This window comes from Leclercia sp. Colony189, assembly GCF_009740165.1.
Lineage (GTDB): Bacteria > Pseudomonadota > Gammaproteobacteria > Enterobacterales > Enterobacteriaceae > Enterobacter.
Map to the genome: position 1 here is coordinate 1 of NZ_CP046557.1, position 16,600 is coordinate 16,600.

14 protein-coding genes and 1 other annotated feature are annotated in these 16,600 nt (G+C 55.1%); of the genes, 9 read left to right on the forward strand and 5 right to left on the reverse strand.

Annotation, left to right across the window (positions count from 1 at the left end):
* The first annotated feature begins 252 nt into the window (after positions 1–252).
* The 6 genes from dnaA (at position 253) to GNG29_RS00030 (ending at position 8,680) form a co-directional block, all read left to right on the forward strand.
* Entirely contained in the window at positions 253–1,653 is a 1,401-nt protein-coding gene (dnaA, locus tag GNG29_RS00005; protein ID WP_156653640.1) for a chromosomal replication initiator protein DnaA, read from the forward strand.
* A 4-nt stretch (positions 1,654–1,657) separates the two neighbouring features.
* Positions 1,658–2,761 carry a DNA polymerase III subunit beta gene (gene dnaN / locus GNG29_RS00010; protein WP_103177630.1) on the forward strand — a complete coding sequence of 368 codons (1,104 nt, stop codon included), beginning with the start codon at positions 1,658–1,660 and terminating at the stop codon, positions 2,759–2,761.
* Entirely contained in the window at positions 2,761–3,834 is a 1,074-nt protein-coding gene (gene recF / locus GNG29_RS00015; protein ID WP_103177631.1) for a DNA replication/repair protein RecF, read from the forward strand. Before dnaN ends, recF begins: the two co-directional genes overlap by 1 nt.
* A 28-nt stretch (positions 3,835–3,862) precedes the next feature.
* Entirely contained in the window at positions 3,863–6,274 is a 2,412-nt protein-coding gene (gene gyrB / locus GNG29_RS00020; protein WP_103177632.1) for a DNA topoisomerase (ATP-hydrolyzing) subunit B, read from the forward strand.
* Between the two features lie 193 nt (positions 6,275–6,467).
* A complete protein-coding gene (gene yidA, locus GNG29_RS00025; protein ID WP_156653641.1) occupies positions 6,468–7,280 on the forward strand; it encodes a sugar-phosphatase in 813 nt (270 codons plus the stop codon).
* Positions 7,281–7,453: 173 nt separating this feature from the next.
* The gene (locus tag GNG29_RS00030; RefSeq protein ID WP_156653642.1) at positions 7,454–8,680 is read left to right on the forward strand and encodes a DUF3748 domain-containing protein; all 1,227 of its coding nucleotides are present in this window, start codon (positions 7,454–7,456) and stop codon (positions 8,678–8,680) included.
* On the opposite strand, the gene GNG29_RS00035 is transcribed toward GNG29_RS00030, so the two are convergent.
* On the reverse strand, positions 8,681–9,013 hold the full coding sequence (locus GNG29_RS00035; protein ID WP_103177639.1) for a YceK/YidQ family lipoprotein: 333 nt from the start codon (positions 9,011–9,013) through the stop codon (positions 8,681–8,683).
* Positions 9,014–9,257: 244 nt separating this feature from the next.
* Positions 9,258–9,331: a sequence feature (ROSE (Repression Of Heat Shock gene Expression) occurs in the 5'-region of heat shock genes and acts as an RNA thermometer to modulate expression.), on the forward strand.
* On the opposite strand from GNG29_RS00035, the gene ibpA reads away from it, so the two are divergent.
* The 3 genes from ibpA (at position 9,325) to GNG29_RS00050 (ending at position 12,151) form a co-directional block, all read left to right on the forward strand.
* Positions 9,325–9,735: a small heat shock chaperone IbpA gene (gene ibpA / locus GNG29_RS00040; protein WP_032615564.1), complete on the forward strand. Its 411-nt coding sequence runs from the start codon at positions 9,325–9,327 to the stop codon at positions 9,733–9,735. (Overlaps the previous feature by 7 nt.)
* A gap of 137 nt (positions 9,736–9,872) precedes the next feature.
* On the forward strand, positions 9,873–10,301 hold the full coding sequence (gene ibpB, locus GNG29_RS00045; RefSeq protein ID WP_156653643.1) for a small heat shock chaperone IbpB: 429 nt from the start codon (positions 9,873–9,875) through the stop codon (positions 10,299–10,301).
* A 188-nt stretch (positions 10,302–10,489) separates the two neighbouring features.
* The gene (locus tag GNG29_RS00050; protein WP_156653644.1) at positions 10,490–12,151 is read left to right on the forward strand and encodes a putative transporter; all 1,662 of its coding nucleotides are present in this window, start codon (positions 10,490–10,492) and stop codon (positions 12,149–12,151) included.
* On the opposite strand, the gene GNG29_RS00055 is transcribed toward GNG29_RS00050, so the two are convergent.
* The 4 genes from GNG29_RS00055 to GNG29_RS00070 all read right to left on the reverse strand — a co-directional run bounded on the left by GNG29_RS00055 (position 12,148) and on the right by GNG29_RS00070 (position 16,552).
* The gene (locus GNG29_RS00055; RefSeq protein WP_156653645.1) at positions 12,148–13,632 is read right to left on the reverse strand and encodes a sulfatase; all 1,485 of its coding nucleotides are present in this window, start codon (positions 13,630–13,632) and stop codon (positions 12,148–12,150) included. The genes GNG29_RS00050 and GNG29_RS00055 overlap by 4 nt on opposite strands.
* A gap of 9 nt (positions 13,633–13,641) precedes the next feature.
* Positions 13,642–13,965, reverse strand: a complete 324-nt coding sequence (locus tag GNG29_RS00060) for a PTS sugar transporter subunit IIB (RefSeq protein WP_103177643.1) — start codon at positions 13,963–13,965, stop codon at positions 13,642–13,644.
* 28 nt (positions 13,966–13,993) lie between these two features.
* Positions 13,994–15,319 carry a PTS sugar transporter subunit IIC gene (locus GNG29_RS00065; RefSeq protein ID WP_103181006.1) on the reverse strand — a complete coding sequence of 442 codons (1,326 nt, stop codon included), beginning with the start codon at positions 15,317–15,319 and terminating at the stop codon, positions 13,994–13,996.
* Between the two features lie 339 nt (positions 15,320–15,658).
* Positions 15,659–16,552, reverse strand: coding sequence for an AraC family transcriptional regulator (locus GNG29_RS00070; protein WP_156653646.1), 894 nt, complete (start codon positions 16,550–16,552; stop codon positions 15,659–15,661).
* Positions 16,553–16,600 lie beyond the last annotated feature (48 nt).

The following is a 16,600-nucleotide window of genomic DNA, read 5'->3' on the forward strand; positions in this document are numbered from 1 at the left end:
GCCAGGATCGTTTACACTTACCCCGTTTCGATCCTCCTGTGGATAAATCGGGAAGAAACTGTGAGAAACAGAAGATCTCTGGCTCAGTTTAGGCTATGATCCGCGGTCCTGATCGCGATCCCAGGATCCAGAGCAGGTAAAAAAAACCGCAGACAGCGGTTCGCACGTCCCCCTAAACGCCGGGTTCTTTCGACGTGTGTCTACAATCATGACTATTCAATAGCTTTCTTTTTTGTTCGAGTGGAGTCCGCCGTGTCACTTTCGCTTTGGCAGCAGTGTCTTGCCCGATTGCAGGATGAGTTACCAGCCACAGAATTCAGTATGTGGATCCGCCCGTTGCAGGCGGAACTGAGCGATAACACGCTGGCTTTGTATGCGCCAAACCGTTTTGTGCTCGATTGGGTCAGGGACAAATACCTCAATAACATCAACGGACTGCTAAACGAATTTTGCGGTGCCGATACCCCACAGCTGCGTTTTGAAGTGGGCACTAAACCGGTCACCCAAACCCTCAAAGAGACCGTTAACGTCGCCGCTGCGCCCGCGCAGACCGCGCAGGTTCAGATGCCGCGCGTCGCGCCTGCGCCGCGTGCGGGCTGGGATAACGTCCCGGCACCGGCAGAGCCAACCTACCGCTCTAACGTTAACGTCAAACACACCTTTGATAACTTCGTCGAAGGTAAATCGAACCAGCTGGCCCGCGCGGCGGCGCGCCAGGTGGCGGATAACCCGGGCGGCGCCTATAACCCGCTGTTCCTTTATGGCGGTACCGGTCTGGGTAAAACGCACCTGCTGCATGCGGTAGGCAATGGCATTATGGCGCGTAAGCCCAATGCCAAAGTGGTGTATATGCACTCCGAGCGCTTCGTTCAGGATATGGTAAAAGCCCTGCAAAACAATGCGATCGAAGAGTTTAAACGCTATTACCGTTCCGTTGATGCGCTGCTGATCGATGACATCCAGTTCTTTGCCAATAAAGAACGATCCCAGGAAGAGTTTTTCCACACCTTCAATGCGCTGCTGGAAGGCAATCAGCAGATCATTTTGACCTCGGATCGCTATCCAAAAGAGATCAACGGGGTTGAAGATCGTCTGAAATCGCGCTTCGGCTGGGGCCTGACCGTGGCGATCGAGCCACCGGAGCTGGAAACCCGCGTGGCGATCCTGATGAAAAAGGCCGACGAGAACGACATTCGTCTGCCGGGTGAGGTGGCGTTCTTTATCGCCAAGCGTCTGCGTTCCAACGTTCGTGAGCTTGAGGGCGCACTGAACCGCGTTATTGCTAACGCCAACTTTACCGGACGGGCGATCACCATCGATTTCGTGCGTGAGGCGCTGCGCGATCTGCTGGCGCTGCAGGAAAAACTGGTCACCATCGACAATATTCAGAAGACGGTGGCGGAGTACTACAAAATTAAAGTGGCAGATTTGCTGTCTAAACGTCGTTCCCGCTCGGTGGCGAGACCGCGTCAGATGGCGATGGCGCTGGCAAAGGAATTAACCAACCACAGTCTGCCGGAGATCGGCGATGCGTTTGGTGGCCGTGACCATACCACCGTGCTGCACGCCTGCCGTAAGATCGAGCAGCTGCGTGAAGAAAGCCACGACATAAAAGAAGACTTCTCCAATTTAATCAGAACATTATCATCGTGATGCTATGAAATTTACCGTTGAACGTGAACATTTATTAAAACCGCTGCAACAGGTGAGTGGCCCCTTAGGCGGCCGCCCGACGCTGCCTATTCTTGGTAACCTGCTGCTGCAGGTGGCAGACGGCACGCTGTCGCTGACCGGGACCGATCTCGAGATGGAAATGGTCGCACGTGTGACGCTTTCTCAGCCTCACGAAGCGGGCGCAACCACCGTTCCGGCGCGTAAGTTCTTTGATATCTGCCGCGGACTGCCTGAAGGGGCAGAGATTGCCGTGCAGCTGGAAGGCGACCGTATGCTGGTGCGCTCTGGCCGCAGCCGTTTCTCGCTCTCTACGCTGCCTGCTGCTGACTTCCCGAACCTGGACGACTGGCAGAGTGAAGTCGAATTCACCCTGCCACAGGCCACCATGAAACGCCTGATTGAAGCCACCCAGTTCTCTATGGCGCATCAGGACGTTCGCTACTACTTAAACGGTATGCTGTTCGAAACCGAAGGGGAAGAGCTGCGTACCGTTGCCACCGACGGTCACCGCCTGGCGGTCTGCTCCATGCCGGTTGGCGTGACGCTGCCGAACCATTCGGTGATCGTACCGCGTAAAGGCGTGATTGAACTGATGCGTATGCTCGACGGCGGTGAAACCCCGCTGCGCGTGCAGATTGGCAGCAACAATATCCGCGCTCACGTGGGCGACTTCATCTTTACCTCCAAGCTGGTAGATGGCCGTTTCCCGGACTATCGCCGCGTATTGCCGAAGAACCCGGACAAAACGCTGGAAGCGGGCTGCGATATCCTCAAGCAGGCCTTTGCCCGCGCGGCAATCCTCTCCAACGAGAAGTTCCGCGGCGTGCGTCTGTATGTGAGCGAAAACCAGCTGAAGATCACGGCCAACAACCCGGAACAGGAAGAGGCCGAAGAGATTCTGGATGTCACCTATGCCGCAGGCACCGAGATGGAAATCGGCTTTAACGTCAGTTACGTGCTGGATGTGCTGAACGCGCTGAAGTGCGAGAACGTGCGTATTCTGCTGACCGACTCCGTGTCGAGCGTACAAATTGAAGATGCTGCCAGCCAGAGTGCGGCTTATGTTGTCATGCCAATGAGACTGTAATGTCGCTCACCCGCCTGTTGATCCGCGACTTTCGCAATATCGAAAGCGCGGATCTTGCTTTATCCCCCGGCTTTAACTTCCTGGTTGGCGCCAACGGCAGCGGCAAAACCAGCGTGCTGGAAGCCATCTATACGCTCGGCCATGGCCGGGCGTTTCGCAGTTTGCAGATTGGCCGCGTCATTCGCCACGAGCAGGACGCGTTTGTGCTTCATGGCCGTTTACGGGGCGAAGAGCACGAGACCGCCATCGGCCTGACCAAAGACAAGCACGGTGACAGCAAGGTACGCATCGACGGCACCGACGGGCACAAAGTGGCCGAGCTGGCGCTGCTGATGCCCATGCAGCTAATCACCCCCGAGGGGTTTACTTTACTCAACGGCGGCCCCAAATACAGAAGAGCCTTCCTCGACTGGGGATGCTTCCATAACGAAGCGGGCTTTTTTACCGCCTGGAGTAACCTCAAGCGGCTGCTGAAACAGCGCAATGCCGCGCTGCGCCAGGTGACCCGCTACGCCCAACTGCGGGCGTGGGATAAAGAGCTGATCCCGCTGGCGGAGCAGATTAGCCGCTGGCGTGCGGAGTACAGCGCCGGGATCGCGGAAGACATGGCGGACACCTGCCAGCAGTTTTTACCCGAGTTCTCCCTGAGCTTCTCCTTCCAGCGCGGCTGGGAGAAAGAGACAGATTATGCCGAGGTGCTGGAGCGAAGCTTCGAGCGCGATCGCATGCTGACCTACACCGCGCATGGCCCGCACAAGGCGGATTTCCGCATTCGTGCCGATGGCGCGCCGGTGGAAGACACCTTATCACGCGGGCAGCTTAAACTTCTGATGTGCGCCCTGCGCCTGGCGCAGGGCGAGTACTTAACCCGTGAGAGCGGGCGACGCTGTCTGTATCTGATTGATGATTTTGCCTCGGAACTTGACGACGCGCGGCGCGGGCTGCTTGCCAGCCGCTTAAAAGCCACGCAGTCGCAGGTTTTCGTCAGTGCGATTAGCGCTGAACACGTAATAGACATGTCGGACGAAAATTCGAAGATGTTTAACGTGGAAAAGGGTAAAATAACGGATTAACCCAAGAATAAATGAGCGAGAAACGTTGATGTCGAATTCTTATGACTCCTCCAGTATCAAAGTCCTGAAAGGGCTGGATGCGGTGCGTAAGCGCCCGGGTATGTATATCGGCGACACGGATGACGGCACCGGTCTGCACCACATGGTATTCGAGGTGGTAGATAACGCTATCGACGAAGCGCTCGCGGGTCACTGTAAAGACATTATCGTCACCATCCACGCCGATAACTCTGTTTCCGTACAGGATGATGGCCGTGGCATTCCGACCGGCATCCACCCGGAAGAGGGCGTCTCTGCGGCGGAAGTGATCATGACCGTTCTGCACGCGGGCGGTAAGTTCGATGATAACTCCTATAAAGTGTCCGGCGGTCTGCACGGCGTGGGCGTCTCTGTCGTTAACGCCCTGTCGCAGAAGCTGGAGCTGGTGATCAACCGCGAAGGTAAAATTCACCGTCAGGTCTATACCCACGGCGTGCCGCAGGCACCGCTGGCGGTAACGGGCGAGACGGAGAAAACCGGTACCACGGTCCGTTTCTGGCCGAGCCTCGAAACCTTCTCCAACGTGACCGAGTTCGAATATGACATCCTGGCGAAGCGTCTGCGCGAGCTGTCATTCCTGAACTCCGGCGTCTCGATTCGCCTGCGCGACAAGCGCGACGGCAAAGAAGACCACTTCCATTACGAAGGTGGTATCAAGGCGTTCGTTGAGTATCTGAACAAGAACAAAACGCCAATTCACCCAAATATCTTCTATTTCTCCACCGAAAAAGATGGTATCGGCGTGGAAGTGGCGCTGCAGTGGAACGACGGTTTCCAGGAAAACATCTACTGCTTCACCAATAACATTCCGCAGCGCGACGGCGGTACGCACCTGGTCGGCTTCCGTACGGCGATGACCCGTACCCTGAACGCCTACATGGACAAAGAAGGCTACAGCAAAAAAGCGAAAGTCAGCGCCACCGGTGACGATGCCCGTGAAGGCCTGATCGCCGTTGTCTCCGTGAAGGTACCGGATCCGAAGTTCTCCTCCCAGACCAAAGACAAGCTGGTCTCCTCTGAGGTGAAATCGGCGGTTGAACAGCAGATGAACGAGCTGCTGAGCGACTACCTGCAGGAAAACCCGTCCGACGCCAAAATCGTCGTCGGTAAAATTATCGATGCGGCGCGTGCCCGTGAAGCGGCGCGTAAAGCCCGTGAAATGACCCGTCGTAAAGGCGCGCTGGACTTAGCAGGCCTGCCGGGCAAACTGGCGGACTGCCAGGAACGCGACCCGGCGCTGTCCGAACTGTACCTCGTGGAAGGGGACTCTGCGGGCGGTTCTGCGAAGCAGGGCCGTAACCGTAAGAACCAGGCGATCCTGCCGCTGAAGGGTAAAATCCTCAACGTTGAGAAAGCGCGCTTCGACAAGATGCTCTCCTCTCAGGAAGTAGCAACCCTGATCACCGCCCTGGGCTGCGGTATTGGCCGCGACGAGTACAACCCGGACAAGCTGCGCTATCACAGCATCATCATCATGACCGATGCGGACGTCGACGGCTCGCACATTCGTACCCTGCTGCTGACCTTCTTCTACCGTCAGATGCCGGAGATCGTTGAGCGTGGCCACGTCTACATTGCCCAGCCGCCGCTCTACAAGGTGAAAAAAGGCAAGCAGGAGCAGTACATCAAAGATGACGAGGCGATGGATCAGTACCAGATCGCTATTGCTCTTGATGGCGCCACCCTGCACGCCAACTCAAGCGCCCCGGCGCTGGCGGGCGAGCCGCTGGAGCGTCTGGTCTCCGAGTACAACGCCACCCAGAAGATGATTGGCCGCATGGAGCGCCGTTATCCAAAAGCGCTGCTGAAGGCGCTGGTTTACCAGCCGACCCTGAACGAAGCCGATCTCGATAACGAGCAGGCGGTGACCCGCTGGGTAAATACCCTGGTCAGCGAGCTGAACGAGAACGAGCAGCACGGCAGCCAGTGGAAGTTCGATATTCAGCAGAACGCCGCCCAGCAGTTCGAGCCGGTGATCCGCGTGCGTACCCACGGCGTGGATACTGACTATCCGCTGGAGCATGAGTTCGTGACCGGCGCGGAATACCGTCGTATCTGCACCCTCGGCGAGAAGCTGCGTGGCCTGATTGAAGACGATGCGTTCATCGAACGTGGCGAACGCCGTCAGCCGGTTGCCAGCTTCGAGCAGGCGCTGGAGTGGCTGGTGAAAGAGTCCCGTCGTGGCCTCTCCATTCAGCGCTATAAAGGTCTGGGCGAAATGAACCCGGATCAGCTGTGGGAAACGACCATGGATCCGGAAAGCCGCCGCATGCTGCGGGTTACCGTTAAGGACGCGATTGCTGCCGACCAGCTGTTCACTACCCTGATGGGCGATGCGGTTGAACCCCGTCGCGCCTTCATCGAAGAGAACGCCCTGAAAGCGGCGAATATTGACATCTAAGCCGTTTGTTCCCCGGTGGCGCTGCGCTTACCGGGGCTACAGGTTTCGTAGGCCCGGTACGCGTCAGCGTCACCGGGCTTTTCTTTAGATGCAAAAGAGGAATTTCCTCTCCAGACCCCATCCCCTTTCTTACCGTGTTTTTTGAGCGGAATCGCGCTAGCATGAGGAAAGACTCATTCCAACCGGGGATCTCATGGCTATCAAACTCATTGCAATCGATATGGACGGCACGCTGCTGCTGCCAGACCACACCATCTCTCCTGCCGTTAAAAATGCGATTGCCGCAGCCCGGGAGAAGGGCGTGAACGTGGTGCTTTGCACCGGTCGCCCATATGCGGGGGTGCATAACTACCTGAAAGAGCTGCACATGAACGAGCCAGGAGATTACTGCATTACCTACAACGGTGCGCTGGTGCAGAAAGCGGCCGATGGCAGCACGGTGGCGCAGACGGCGCTGAGCTATGAAGACTATCGCTATCTGGAACAACTCTCCCGCGAGGTAGGCTCGCACTTCCACGCCCTCGACCGCACCACGCTGTACACCGCGAACCGCGACATCAGCTACTACACGGTACATGAATCCTACGTCGCCACCATCCCGCTGGTGTTCTGCGAAGCGGAAAAAATGGATCCCGAAACCCAGTTCCTGAAGGTTATGATGATCGATGAGCCCGCCATTCTCGACCAGGCCATCGCCCGCATTCCGGATGAGGTAAAAGAGAAGTACACCGTGCTGAAAAGTGCGCCGTACTTCCTCGAAATCCTCGATAAACGCGTCAATAAAGGCACCGGCGTGAAGTCGCTGGCCGAAACGCTGGGGATCAAGCCGGAAGAGATCATGACGCTCGGCGATCAGGAAAACGACATTGCGATGCTGGAATATGCTGGCTTAGGCGTGGCGATGGAGAACGCGATCCCGTCGGTGAAAGAGGTGGCTAACTTCGTCACTAAATCTAACCTCGAAGATGGCGTGGCCTACGCGATTGAGAAGTTTGTGCTGAATTAAGACCTGTCAGGCAAGTACGCTCGACGTACTTGCCGCCTGCTCTCATCTTTCCTTCTGAGCAATATGTGCCATTACGTGTTGTTCGCATCGTTTAGGGCGGCGTTACCTACGCACTGAAAGTGATGTGCTTGTTGAGTATGATTAATAAAATTGTCGCGCATCAGGGTATCCTCATGAAACAAATCACTTTCGCTCCCCGCAACCATCAGCTCACCAATACCCGTACCTGGACCGCAGACAGCCAGTGGCTAGTCTTTGATGTCCGGCCTTCCGGGGCGTCGTTTACCGGCGAAACCATTGAACGAGTGAATGTTAAAACCGGCGACGTCGAGGTGATCTATCGCGCCAGCAACGGTGCGCATGTGGGGGTTGTCACCGTCCATCCGACGGCTGATAAATACGTTTTTATCCACGGCCCGCAACATCCCGACGCCCACTGGCAGTACGACTTCCATCACCGTCAGGGGGTGGTTGCAGAGCGCGGGCAGGTGAGCAATCTTGATGCGATGGATATCACCCCGCCTTTCACCTCCGGCGCGCTGCGCGGTGGCAGTCATGTTCATGTGTATAGCCCGGACGGGCAGTTCGTCAGCTTTACCTATAACGACCATGTGTTGCACATGCTCGATCCGACGCTGGATTTACGTAACGTGGGCGTGGCCGCGCCTTATGGCCCGGTGACCCCTGCGGGCCACCATCCGCGGGAGTATGCCGGTACGCACTGGAGCGTGCTAGTCAGCCGTACCACCCCCGCGCCACAGCCGGGCAGCGATGAGATCAACCGTGCCTACGAAGAGGGCTGGGTCGGTAATCATCAACTGGCTTTTATCGGCGATACCCTTACCGCCAGCGGCAAGAAGGTGCCGGAGCTGTTTATCGTTGACCTGCCGAAAGAGGAACAGGGCTGGAAACAGGCGGGCGATCTACCGCTTCAGGGCACGGCAGATCGCATGCCCGCCCCGCCTGCCGGGGTCATGCAGCGCCGTTTAACCTTTACTCACGGCAACCGCTATCCGGGGCTGGTGAACGTGCCGCGCCACTGGGTGCGCAGCAACCCCCAGGCGACACAAATCGCGTTCCTGATGCGGGATGATAACGGCGTGGTGCAGCTGTGGCTGATCGCCCCTGAAGGGGGTGAACCCCGTCAGCTTACCCATAACCCAAGCGATATTCAGTCGGCCTTTAACTGGCATCCGGCGGGCCATTCACTGGGATTTGTGCTGGAGGATCGCATTGCAACCTGTGATGCGGCGTCTGGTGCTGTGACGTTTTTGACGTCCGATCACGGCAATCCGCCGTCGGGTGATGCGGTGAATTACTCTCCGGATGGGCACACCATTGCCTGGATGGAGGAGATCGACGGATTCCGGCAGCTGTGGGTGACAGAGACCGGACGCTAATCAGCGAGAGGGCATCCCGGCGGGCGGGATCACGGCGTTGGTCGCCAGGGTCTCTTGCTCGCTTTGCTCCACGCGGGAGCGAACGGATTTATCGGTGCGGAAGAGGTCCCACGGCAGCAGCAGGGTATCGACCACCGCGGTAAATGGCATATCGAGCACCACCAGCGATTTCGTTCCCCAGTGGGTATCGTCGTCAGCCAGCATAGTCGCGCTGGCTCGCGTGCCGGGATAGGTTCCTTCTTTACCGCCGGTGTGAGACATCACGCTCGAACACCCGCAAAGCACAACCACTGCGCTGAACGTCGTCAGTTTTATCAGAACATTTTTCATCATCAGTTAGTCATCATCAATGGCACGGCATAAACCTGCTACCGGGTTTATAACGGGCCATTCTCAAAATGAATAGTTGAAAAGTACCGCTCTGTGGCACCTATCGCATTTTAACCTTACGTGCTGTAGACCCAGTCTATTCCAGTACCCGTAAAGTGCAAAAAATTCTCGCAACGGCATGCTTGAAAAGATCGCAAACGGACCCATTTTAAGGATGTATCGATGAACAAACGTGCCTGAGGGGCGTTTGGGATACTCCTGCCTGTCCATGGTGGAAGGCGACAATTCTTGCTGATTTCAGGAGTTTTAACTGTATGCGTAACTTTGATCTTTCTCCGCTTTATCGTTCAGCCATTGGCTTCGATCGTCTGTTCAACCATTTAGAAAACAACCAAAGCCAGAGCAATGGCTACCCTCCATACAATGTTGAACTGGTTGACGAAAACCATTATCGCATTGCGATTGCCGTGGCCGGTTTCGCTGAAAGCGAACTGGAGATCACCGCTCAGGATAACCTGCTGGTGGTGAAAGGCGCTCATGCGGGCGAGCAGAAAGAACGTACCTACCTCTATCAGGGCATCGCGGAACGTAACTTTGAACGTAAATTCCAGTTAGCTGAGAACATCCACGTTCATGGCGCGAACCTGGTTAACGGTCTGCTCTATATCGATCTGGAACGTGTTATCCCGGAAGCGAAAAAACCGCGCCGTATCGAAATTAATTAATTGTCCGGGTCGCTTTCGCGGCCCAAATATAAATGCTTGCCGATATCGGGAGCATATGTGAATCCATAAGGATTTGCAGGAACAAGTGTGTACAAAAATAAATTGTACCGAACTCGCTTCTCAGAAGGAGATTTAGTATGCGTAATTACGATTTATCCCCGCTGCTGCGTCAGTGGATCGGTTTTGACAAACTGGCCTCCGCGCTGCAAAGCACCACCGAAAGCCAGACCTTCCCGCCGTATAACATCGAAAAGAGCGACGATAACCACTATCGCATTACGCTCGCAGTGGCCGGCTTCAGCCAGCAGAACCTCGATATTCAGCTGGAAGGCACACGCCTGACGGTAAAAGGCACTCCGGAAAAACCAGCAACCGAAACCAAATGGCTGCACCAGGGGCTGGTGACCCAGCCGTTCAGCCTGAGCTTTACCCTGGCTGAACATATGGAGGTGACGGGCGCCACCTTCACCAACGGGCTGCTGCATATCGACATCACCCGCAACGTGCCGGAGGCGGTTGCTCCGCAGCGGATCGCCATCAGCGAACGTCCGGCGTTGAACAGTTAATAGACTGTGTCGGGGGGCGCTACGCTTACCCGACCTACAAGACCCGCAGGCTCGCGCAAGCGAAGCGTCGCCGGGCAAAATCAAAGCCCCGCCCCGGCGGGGCTTTTTTGTGCGCCATCGCCCATACAACCCGCCCGCGCTCTGCGAAAATCCCTGCTAATTATATTGTTATTCACAGGGATGCTGTCATGAGTGATATAGCGTTAACGGTCAGTATTCTGGCGTTGGTTGCGGTGGTCGGGCTGTGGATAGGCAATGTCAAAATCCGCGGCGTCGGGTTCGGCATTGGCGGCGTGCTCTTTGGCGGGATTTTTGTCGGCCATTTTGCCGACCAGCTTGGCATTACGCTCAGCGCGGAAATGCTGCACTTCATTCAGGAATTTGGCCTGATCCTCTTCGTTTACACTATCGGCATCCAGGTCGGGCCCGGCTTTTTCGCCTCGCTGCGCGTCTCTGGCCTGCGGCTTAATCTTTTTGCGATGGGGATTGTGGTGATGGGTGGGCTGGTCACCGCCCTGCTGCATAAACTCTTCGCCATTCCGCTGCCGGTGGTGTTGGGCATTTTCTCCGGGGCGGTAACCAATACTCCCGCGCTGGGTGCCGGGCAGCAAATCCTGCGCGATCTGGGCATCGCCCCCGACATCGTCGATCAGATGGGGATGAGCTACGCCATGGCCTACCCGTTCGGCATCTGCGGCATCCTGCTCACCATGTGGCTGATGCGTATCCTGTTTCGCGTTAACGTTGAACAGGAAGCCCGGGAGCATGAATCTACCCTTACGAACGGACAGGCGCTGATTAAAACCATCAACATCCGCGTCGACAACCCCAATCTGAACAATCTGCCAATTCAGGACGTGCCGATCCTTAACAGCGCCAATATTATCTGTTCCCGTCTGAAGCGCGAGCAGACCCTGATGGTGCCGCTACCCGGTACGGTGATCCAGATAGGCGACCTGCTGCATCTGGTGGGACAACCGGCGGACCTGCATAACGCCCAACTGGTGATTGGCCAGGAGGTAGATACCTCCCTTTCTACCCGCGGCACCGATATGCGCGTCGAGCGCGTGGTGGTGACCAACGAGAAGGTATTAGGCAAGAAAATCCGCGAACTGCAGGTAAAAGAGCGCTACGACGTGGTGATCTCCCGCCTGAACCGTGCCGGGATCGAGCTGGTGGCCAGCCCGGACGCCAGCCTGCAGTTTGGCGACATCCTTAACCTCGTCGGGCGCCCGGCCTCCATTGACGCCGTCGCCAATATGGTGGGCAACGCGCAACAAAAACTGCAGCAGGTGCAGATGCTGCCGGTGTTTATCGGTATCGGGCTCGGCGTCCTGCTCGGCTCTATTCCGCTGTATGTGCCGGGGTTCCCGGTGGCGCTCAAGCTGGGACTGGCAGGCGGGCCGTTGATTATGGCGCTGATCCTCGGTCGTATCGGCTGTGTCGGTAAGCTCTACTGGTTTATGCCTCCGAGCGCCAACCTTGCCCTGCGTGAGCTGGGGATCGTGCTGTTTCTGGCGGTGGTGGGGCTGAAATCTGGCGGGGATTTCGTCGAGACGCTCGCCCGCGGTGACGGCGTCAGCTGGATTGGTTACGGCATCCTCATTACCGCCGTCCCGCTGATCACGATGGGCATTCTGGCGCGGCTACTGGCGAAGATGAACTACCTCACCCTCTGCGGCATGCTGGCCGGTTCGATGACCGATCCCCCGGCGCTGGCCTTTGCCAACAACCTGCACGCCACCAGCGGGGCGGCGGCGCTCTCCTACGCCACGGTCTATCCGCTGGTGATGTTTATGCGCATTATCACACCGCAGCTACTGGCGGTGCTGTTCTGGGGGATAGGTTAAACCTCTAACCCCAGCCTGGCGAACTGCTCTGCCGGGGCGTCGCTCTCATGTAGCAGACGCACCAGCAGGGCAATCATCCGCGCTTCGATGGCTTTATCTTCTATCGGGCACTGCTGGTGCGGGTCGGTGTGTAAATCGAACAGTAGATTACCGACGCGGTTCACCCCGGGGTATTTTTCCTGAGCCGGAATACGCAGCGTTTTGACCCCTTTGGTAAAGCGGAAGGGGGGCGCCAGCGCGATCGCCTCCAGCTCATCCGGGGTAAAGCGGGTATTCATCTTGATGGGCATCAGGGTGTAGTTGGCGATGTCATTCTCACGGCCAGGCAGTGCGGCGCGCATATAGACATAGCGCCCGTCCGTGACGTTGACATGGCCGCTGAAGACCCCAAACAGCGCAGCGTCACGCACCGGGGTATCATCTTCAAGAATGCGGGCTAACGGACGGCCCTGAACGTCGGGCGGGATGGGCTGGTTGAAGAACTCCAGCAGCGTCGGCGCCCAGTCAATCATCTGCACCAGCGCATCTCGCTGCACCCCCTGATGACCGCTGCGCGGATCCCAGATAAATAGCGGGTTATTCGCCACTTCGTTGTAATAGGGCATCTGGTTTTTCGCCCACCAGCCATGCTCCCCGAGCAAAAAGCCGTGATCGGTGCCGACGATGAGCATCGTATCGCGCCACAGATCGTGGCGGTCCATCAGGTCCAGAATGCGCCCCAGGTTGCGATCGCACATGGAGACCAGGGCGCGATAGCGGCAGCGAATATGCTCTACCGCCTCCGGGCTCTCTTCCACTTTGCCGCGGGGCCAGTCGTAGTGCGGGCCGTTCCAGGCATCCTGGTATAACGAGAGGTACGCCTCGGTGGTATAAAACGGCTCGTGGGGGTCGAAGGTTTCCACCTGCAATAGCCAGCTATCCTGGTGATGGTTCTTGTCGATGAACTCGCATCCGGCGTTAAAGACCTGGGTTTGCGGGAAGTCCGCCTCCTGCTGAATGTAGTCGCGGTTGACCCAGTCGTGTCGCCAGAGCCCGGAGACCCCGCCCCCGGTTTGCTTCTGGGGCACCCGCAGCACCTCCGGGATGGCCGGGTCGGCGACGCTGGCCTTCCAGTGATCCCCCTCCTGGCCACGGATAATTTCCCATGAGCTGTAGCGGTTATGGTAGTTGCCGCCGCCATCCTCCCAGTAGTGCAGGTGGTCGCTGATCAGGTGGGTATAGATGCCCGCTTTTTTCAGTAGCTCCGGCATGGAGTCGTCGAACGGCTCCAGCGGCCCCCATTCCCGGTGCAAAAAATTATACCGGCCAGTATGTAACTCGCGACGTGCGGGCATGCAGGGCATACTGCCAACATAGCTGTTGTTGAAGGTGGCGCAGCGGGCCGCCAGACGCTGGAAATTTGGCGCCTGGGTGATCATATCCCCGTAAGGCGGCAGATAGTGCTTATTCAGGCTGTCGAAGAGCAGAATGATCGCTTTCATCGTCGCTCCTTAACGGGCCTTTACCAGATGCGGGAAATGCTCTTCAACCACGGCGTAGATCTGCTTCCCGATGGTCTCTCCGTCCATAATATTTTCGATGGGGATCAGATACTGCCCGTGCCGCGGATCGAGGCTTACCACATCAATCAGTTTTTTCGAAATGGCATAGATATCGGCCCATTCGGTGAACCCACCGACTTCGCCGGCGGCGGTGTGCTCCATGGCGAAATCAATGTCATATTTAGCTAACGCTTTTTTTACCACCGTCTGCAACATCACGCTGCTGCCGACACCGTAGCCGCAAACAAACAGAATATTAATTTTGTCTTTCATAACGATATCCTTTTCACAATGAGATGAGTTAGCCCGCATAAGGCCCAAGATGGAACGTTAAGGCAATAAACTTAAGTACTTCGCAAATCGCTGGCCATAAGGTCGCCCAGTCGAAAATACCGGTCCAGCCCACCCCTTCCGCAGCGAGGCCAGTTAAGGGAATTGCCCATACGGTGCCGAAGGTTTGAATAATTCCCAGCAGGAAAGTACAAATAATAACGGCGCGGTAACCGCCCAGCCGGTTGGCTAATACGCCGATCGGGCCGCCCGCAAAAAATAGCGGCACAAAACCGGGCAATACCATAATCGGACTATGGGTAAGCAGCAGGATCCCCATCGAAAAAATCGTGCCGAAGGTACAGAAAATAAAACCAAGGGTGGCGGCATTCGGGGAGAAGGGAAGTAATGCTGCAACATCGACAGCGGGAATCGCGTCGGGAATTAAACGATCCTGCCAGCCTTTAAACGAGGCGTTAATTTCCCCGACCATCATACGAACGCCCTGGAGCAGGATCACCATATACATGGAGAACTGCAGGCCGAGATTAATAATGTAGATATACCAGGGCTTACCTTTTGCCATGACCTGAACGTTATCGATGCCGGTCGTCAACAGGAACCCGCCGACGAACACGGTCATGACAATGGCGATGGAGGTAACGTTATGGTTAAAAATCGCCAGCCAGCCGGGTAGCTTCATATTCTCGGCATCCTGCTTCTCGGCGTCGCCAAAGAGGTGGGCGAATTTCGAGAAAAACCAGATCCCCAGCATCTGGTTATGGGCTATGGTAAAGCCGGCATTATTGGTGATTTTCGCCACCGGTTTGGCTATCAGGGTAGTCGCAAACGCCCAGAATACGCCGGTTAAAATCCCGGCGATAATAATCGACGGCACCCAGCCAAAGCCCAGCCAGAAGACGATCAACCACAGCACTGCCTGAGAGTGAGACACCCCGGTATTGCCGGTGAGGAAAATGCCTTTCACCTTTGTGTAGCGGCCAAGTAAGACCAGCACCAGGTTGGTAAAAAAGGCCAGCACAAACACATAACCTACAAAACCGAAATTATCGCCGAGTGCAATCTGGGTTGCTGCTTTCATGGCATAGGAATCCATTAAATAGCCATGAATGCCATAAGATTTACTGACCGCATCGGCAACGGGTTTAAATGTGGCTGAGAACTGAAATCCGCCAAAGAGCACCATCATTAATCCCACCATGGCGCTAACCATACCGGTAATAATTTTGATCGGCGATTTCCTGTCGAGGGCATAACCCAGCCCTACCAGCAACCCAATTAAAATAGCGGGTTCAGTTAAAAAAGATTGTATTACTGAAATGAAGTCTGAAAACATAATGCAGTCAACCTCCGTGATGTCTGTATTTAGAAAGACTTTTTAAATGTTTATCTAATAACGGAAAGGTGCTTTTTATCAGAAAGAAATTTATGATTGCGAAAGTAATTTAATAATCAAAATTGCTCATTAAAAGATCGTTTTTGATTTTTTGTGATTTGTTTTGCAAAAAAAAGCAAGGTATCTCTTCAAGATATTTAATGCGAGATTTTTATAAATTAATCGAATGTAAGGCTTTTCTTTCATCGAAAGATAATGGTCTTAGTTGTTGGTTTAAGACTATCTTGTAGTCGATTTATAGTTAATAAATAATAAGTGTACGCCTAAAGCAAACTGCTATTATTCGCCTCTGGCTGGGTCCTGAGAAGGTTGGGGTGTATGTTTCAATACCGTCGAAGGTGCATAGCCAAATTTATTCTTAAACGCTTTGCTGAAATGAAAAGAATCAAAGAAGTTGAGCATGTCTGCCACCTGCCCGACCGTATTCCCCTCCTGTTTTAACAGCGATAATGCCAGCTCCAGTCGGGCATCGAGATAGTATTCTTTAGGTGTTTTGCCGGTATATCGTAAAAACAGACGGCGCAGCCAGGCTTCGCTGCAGGGGATAGCGGCCGCCATATCCGCAACGCTCCAGCGCCGTTGCAGGCTGGCATGCAGAGCCGCAATCAGCTTTTCAATTTTGATTCGCTGCGGATCTTTTTTACCTTCGGCATAAATAAGGCAGATCCATTGATAAATTATTTTAGTCAGAAAGGCGACCGCCAGGTTATTTTTCATAGAGTCTGGAGAAGTTATTAATTGTGACACTTCTATTAACTCTTGGTTATAGACTTCGCCATGATAAATCACGCATTGTTGGCGAAGCGGAATATCCATAATGCTGGTTGGCGTAAATTCCATCCAGTATTGTTCCCAGATTAAACCTGCACAATGGTAGGATTTTATCTCCGTGGGTTTTAAAAAAATAATACAGTTACCGCTTAGGGTAATTTCATCCCCACTGTACAGCAGGATCTTTCCGCTGCCCTGTACGGTATAGATAGCAACCCATGAGTTGGCGATCAGCGGCTTTTTCTTATCCCTCGGCCATATAACCCGATAATTTTCATCGGCGCAGGTATGCCACAGCGAAATCAGGGATATTCCGCTTGAGATCACACTTTCATTAATCAACAGCGGAATATTGTATGTAGTTTCGTTTTTTACATGCGTGTTCTGCAAGTTTCCATTCATTTTGATTTCCCGCCGGAGAATGATGTCTTCAACCTGAACCTAACAGAA

Excerpts from the sequence above, each read along its gene's own strand:
- GNG29_RS00050 (WP_156653644.1), top strand. The coding sequence starts at position 10,490 with ATGAGTGATATAGCGTTAACGGTCAGTATTCTGGCGTTGGTTGCGGTG.
- GNG29_RS00060 (WP_103177643.1), bottom strand. The coding sequence starts at position 13,965 with ATGAAAGACAAAATTAATATTCTGTTTGTTTGCGGCTACGGTGTCGGC.
- ibpB (WP_156653643.1), top strand. The coding sequence starts at position 9,873 with ATGCGTAATTACGATTTATCCCCGCTGCTGCGTCAGTGGATCGGTTTT.
- gyrB (WP_103177632.1), top strand. The coding sequence starts at position 3,863 with ATGTCGAATTCTTATGACTCCTCCAGTATCAAAGTCCTGAAAGGGCTG.
- GNG29_RS00030 (WP_156653642.1), top strand. The coding sequence starts at position 7,454 with ATGAAACAAATCACTTTCGCTCCCCGCAACCATCAGCTCACCAATACC.
- GNG29_RS00055 (WP_156653645.1), bottom strand. The coding sequence starts at position 13,632 with ATGAAAGCGATCATTCTGCTCTTCGACAGCCTGAATAAGCACTATCTG.
- ibpA (WP_032615564.1), top strand. The coding sequence starts at position 9,325 with ATGCGTAACTTTGATCTTTCTCCGCTTTATCGTTCAGCCATTGGCTTC.
- GNG29_RS00035 (WP_103177639.1), bottom strand. The coding sequence starts at position 9,013 with ATGATGAAAAATGTTCTGATAAAACTGACGACGTTCAGCGCAGTGGTT.
- GNG29_RS00070 (WP_156653646.1), bottom strand. The coding sequence starts at position 16,552 with ATGAATGGAAACTTGCAGAACACGCATGTAAAAAACGAAACTACATAC.
- yidA (WP_156653641.1), top strand. The coding sequence starts at position 6,468 with ATGGCTATCAAACTCATTGCAATCGATATGGACGGCACGCTGCTGCTG.
- dnaN (WP_103177630.1), top strand. The coding sequence starts at position 1,658 with ATGAAATTTACCGTTGAACGTGAACATTTATTAAAACCGCTGCAACAG.
- GNG29_RS00065 (WP_103181006.1), bottom strand. The coding sequence starts at position 15,319 with ATGTTTTCAGACTTCATTTCAGTAATACAATCTTTTTTAACTGAACCC.
- recF (WP_103177631.1), top strand. The coding sequence starts at position 2,761 with ATGTCGCTCACCCGCCTGTTGATCCGCGACTTTCGCAATATCGAAAGC.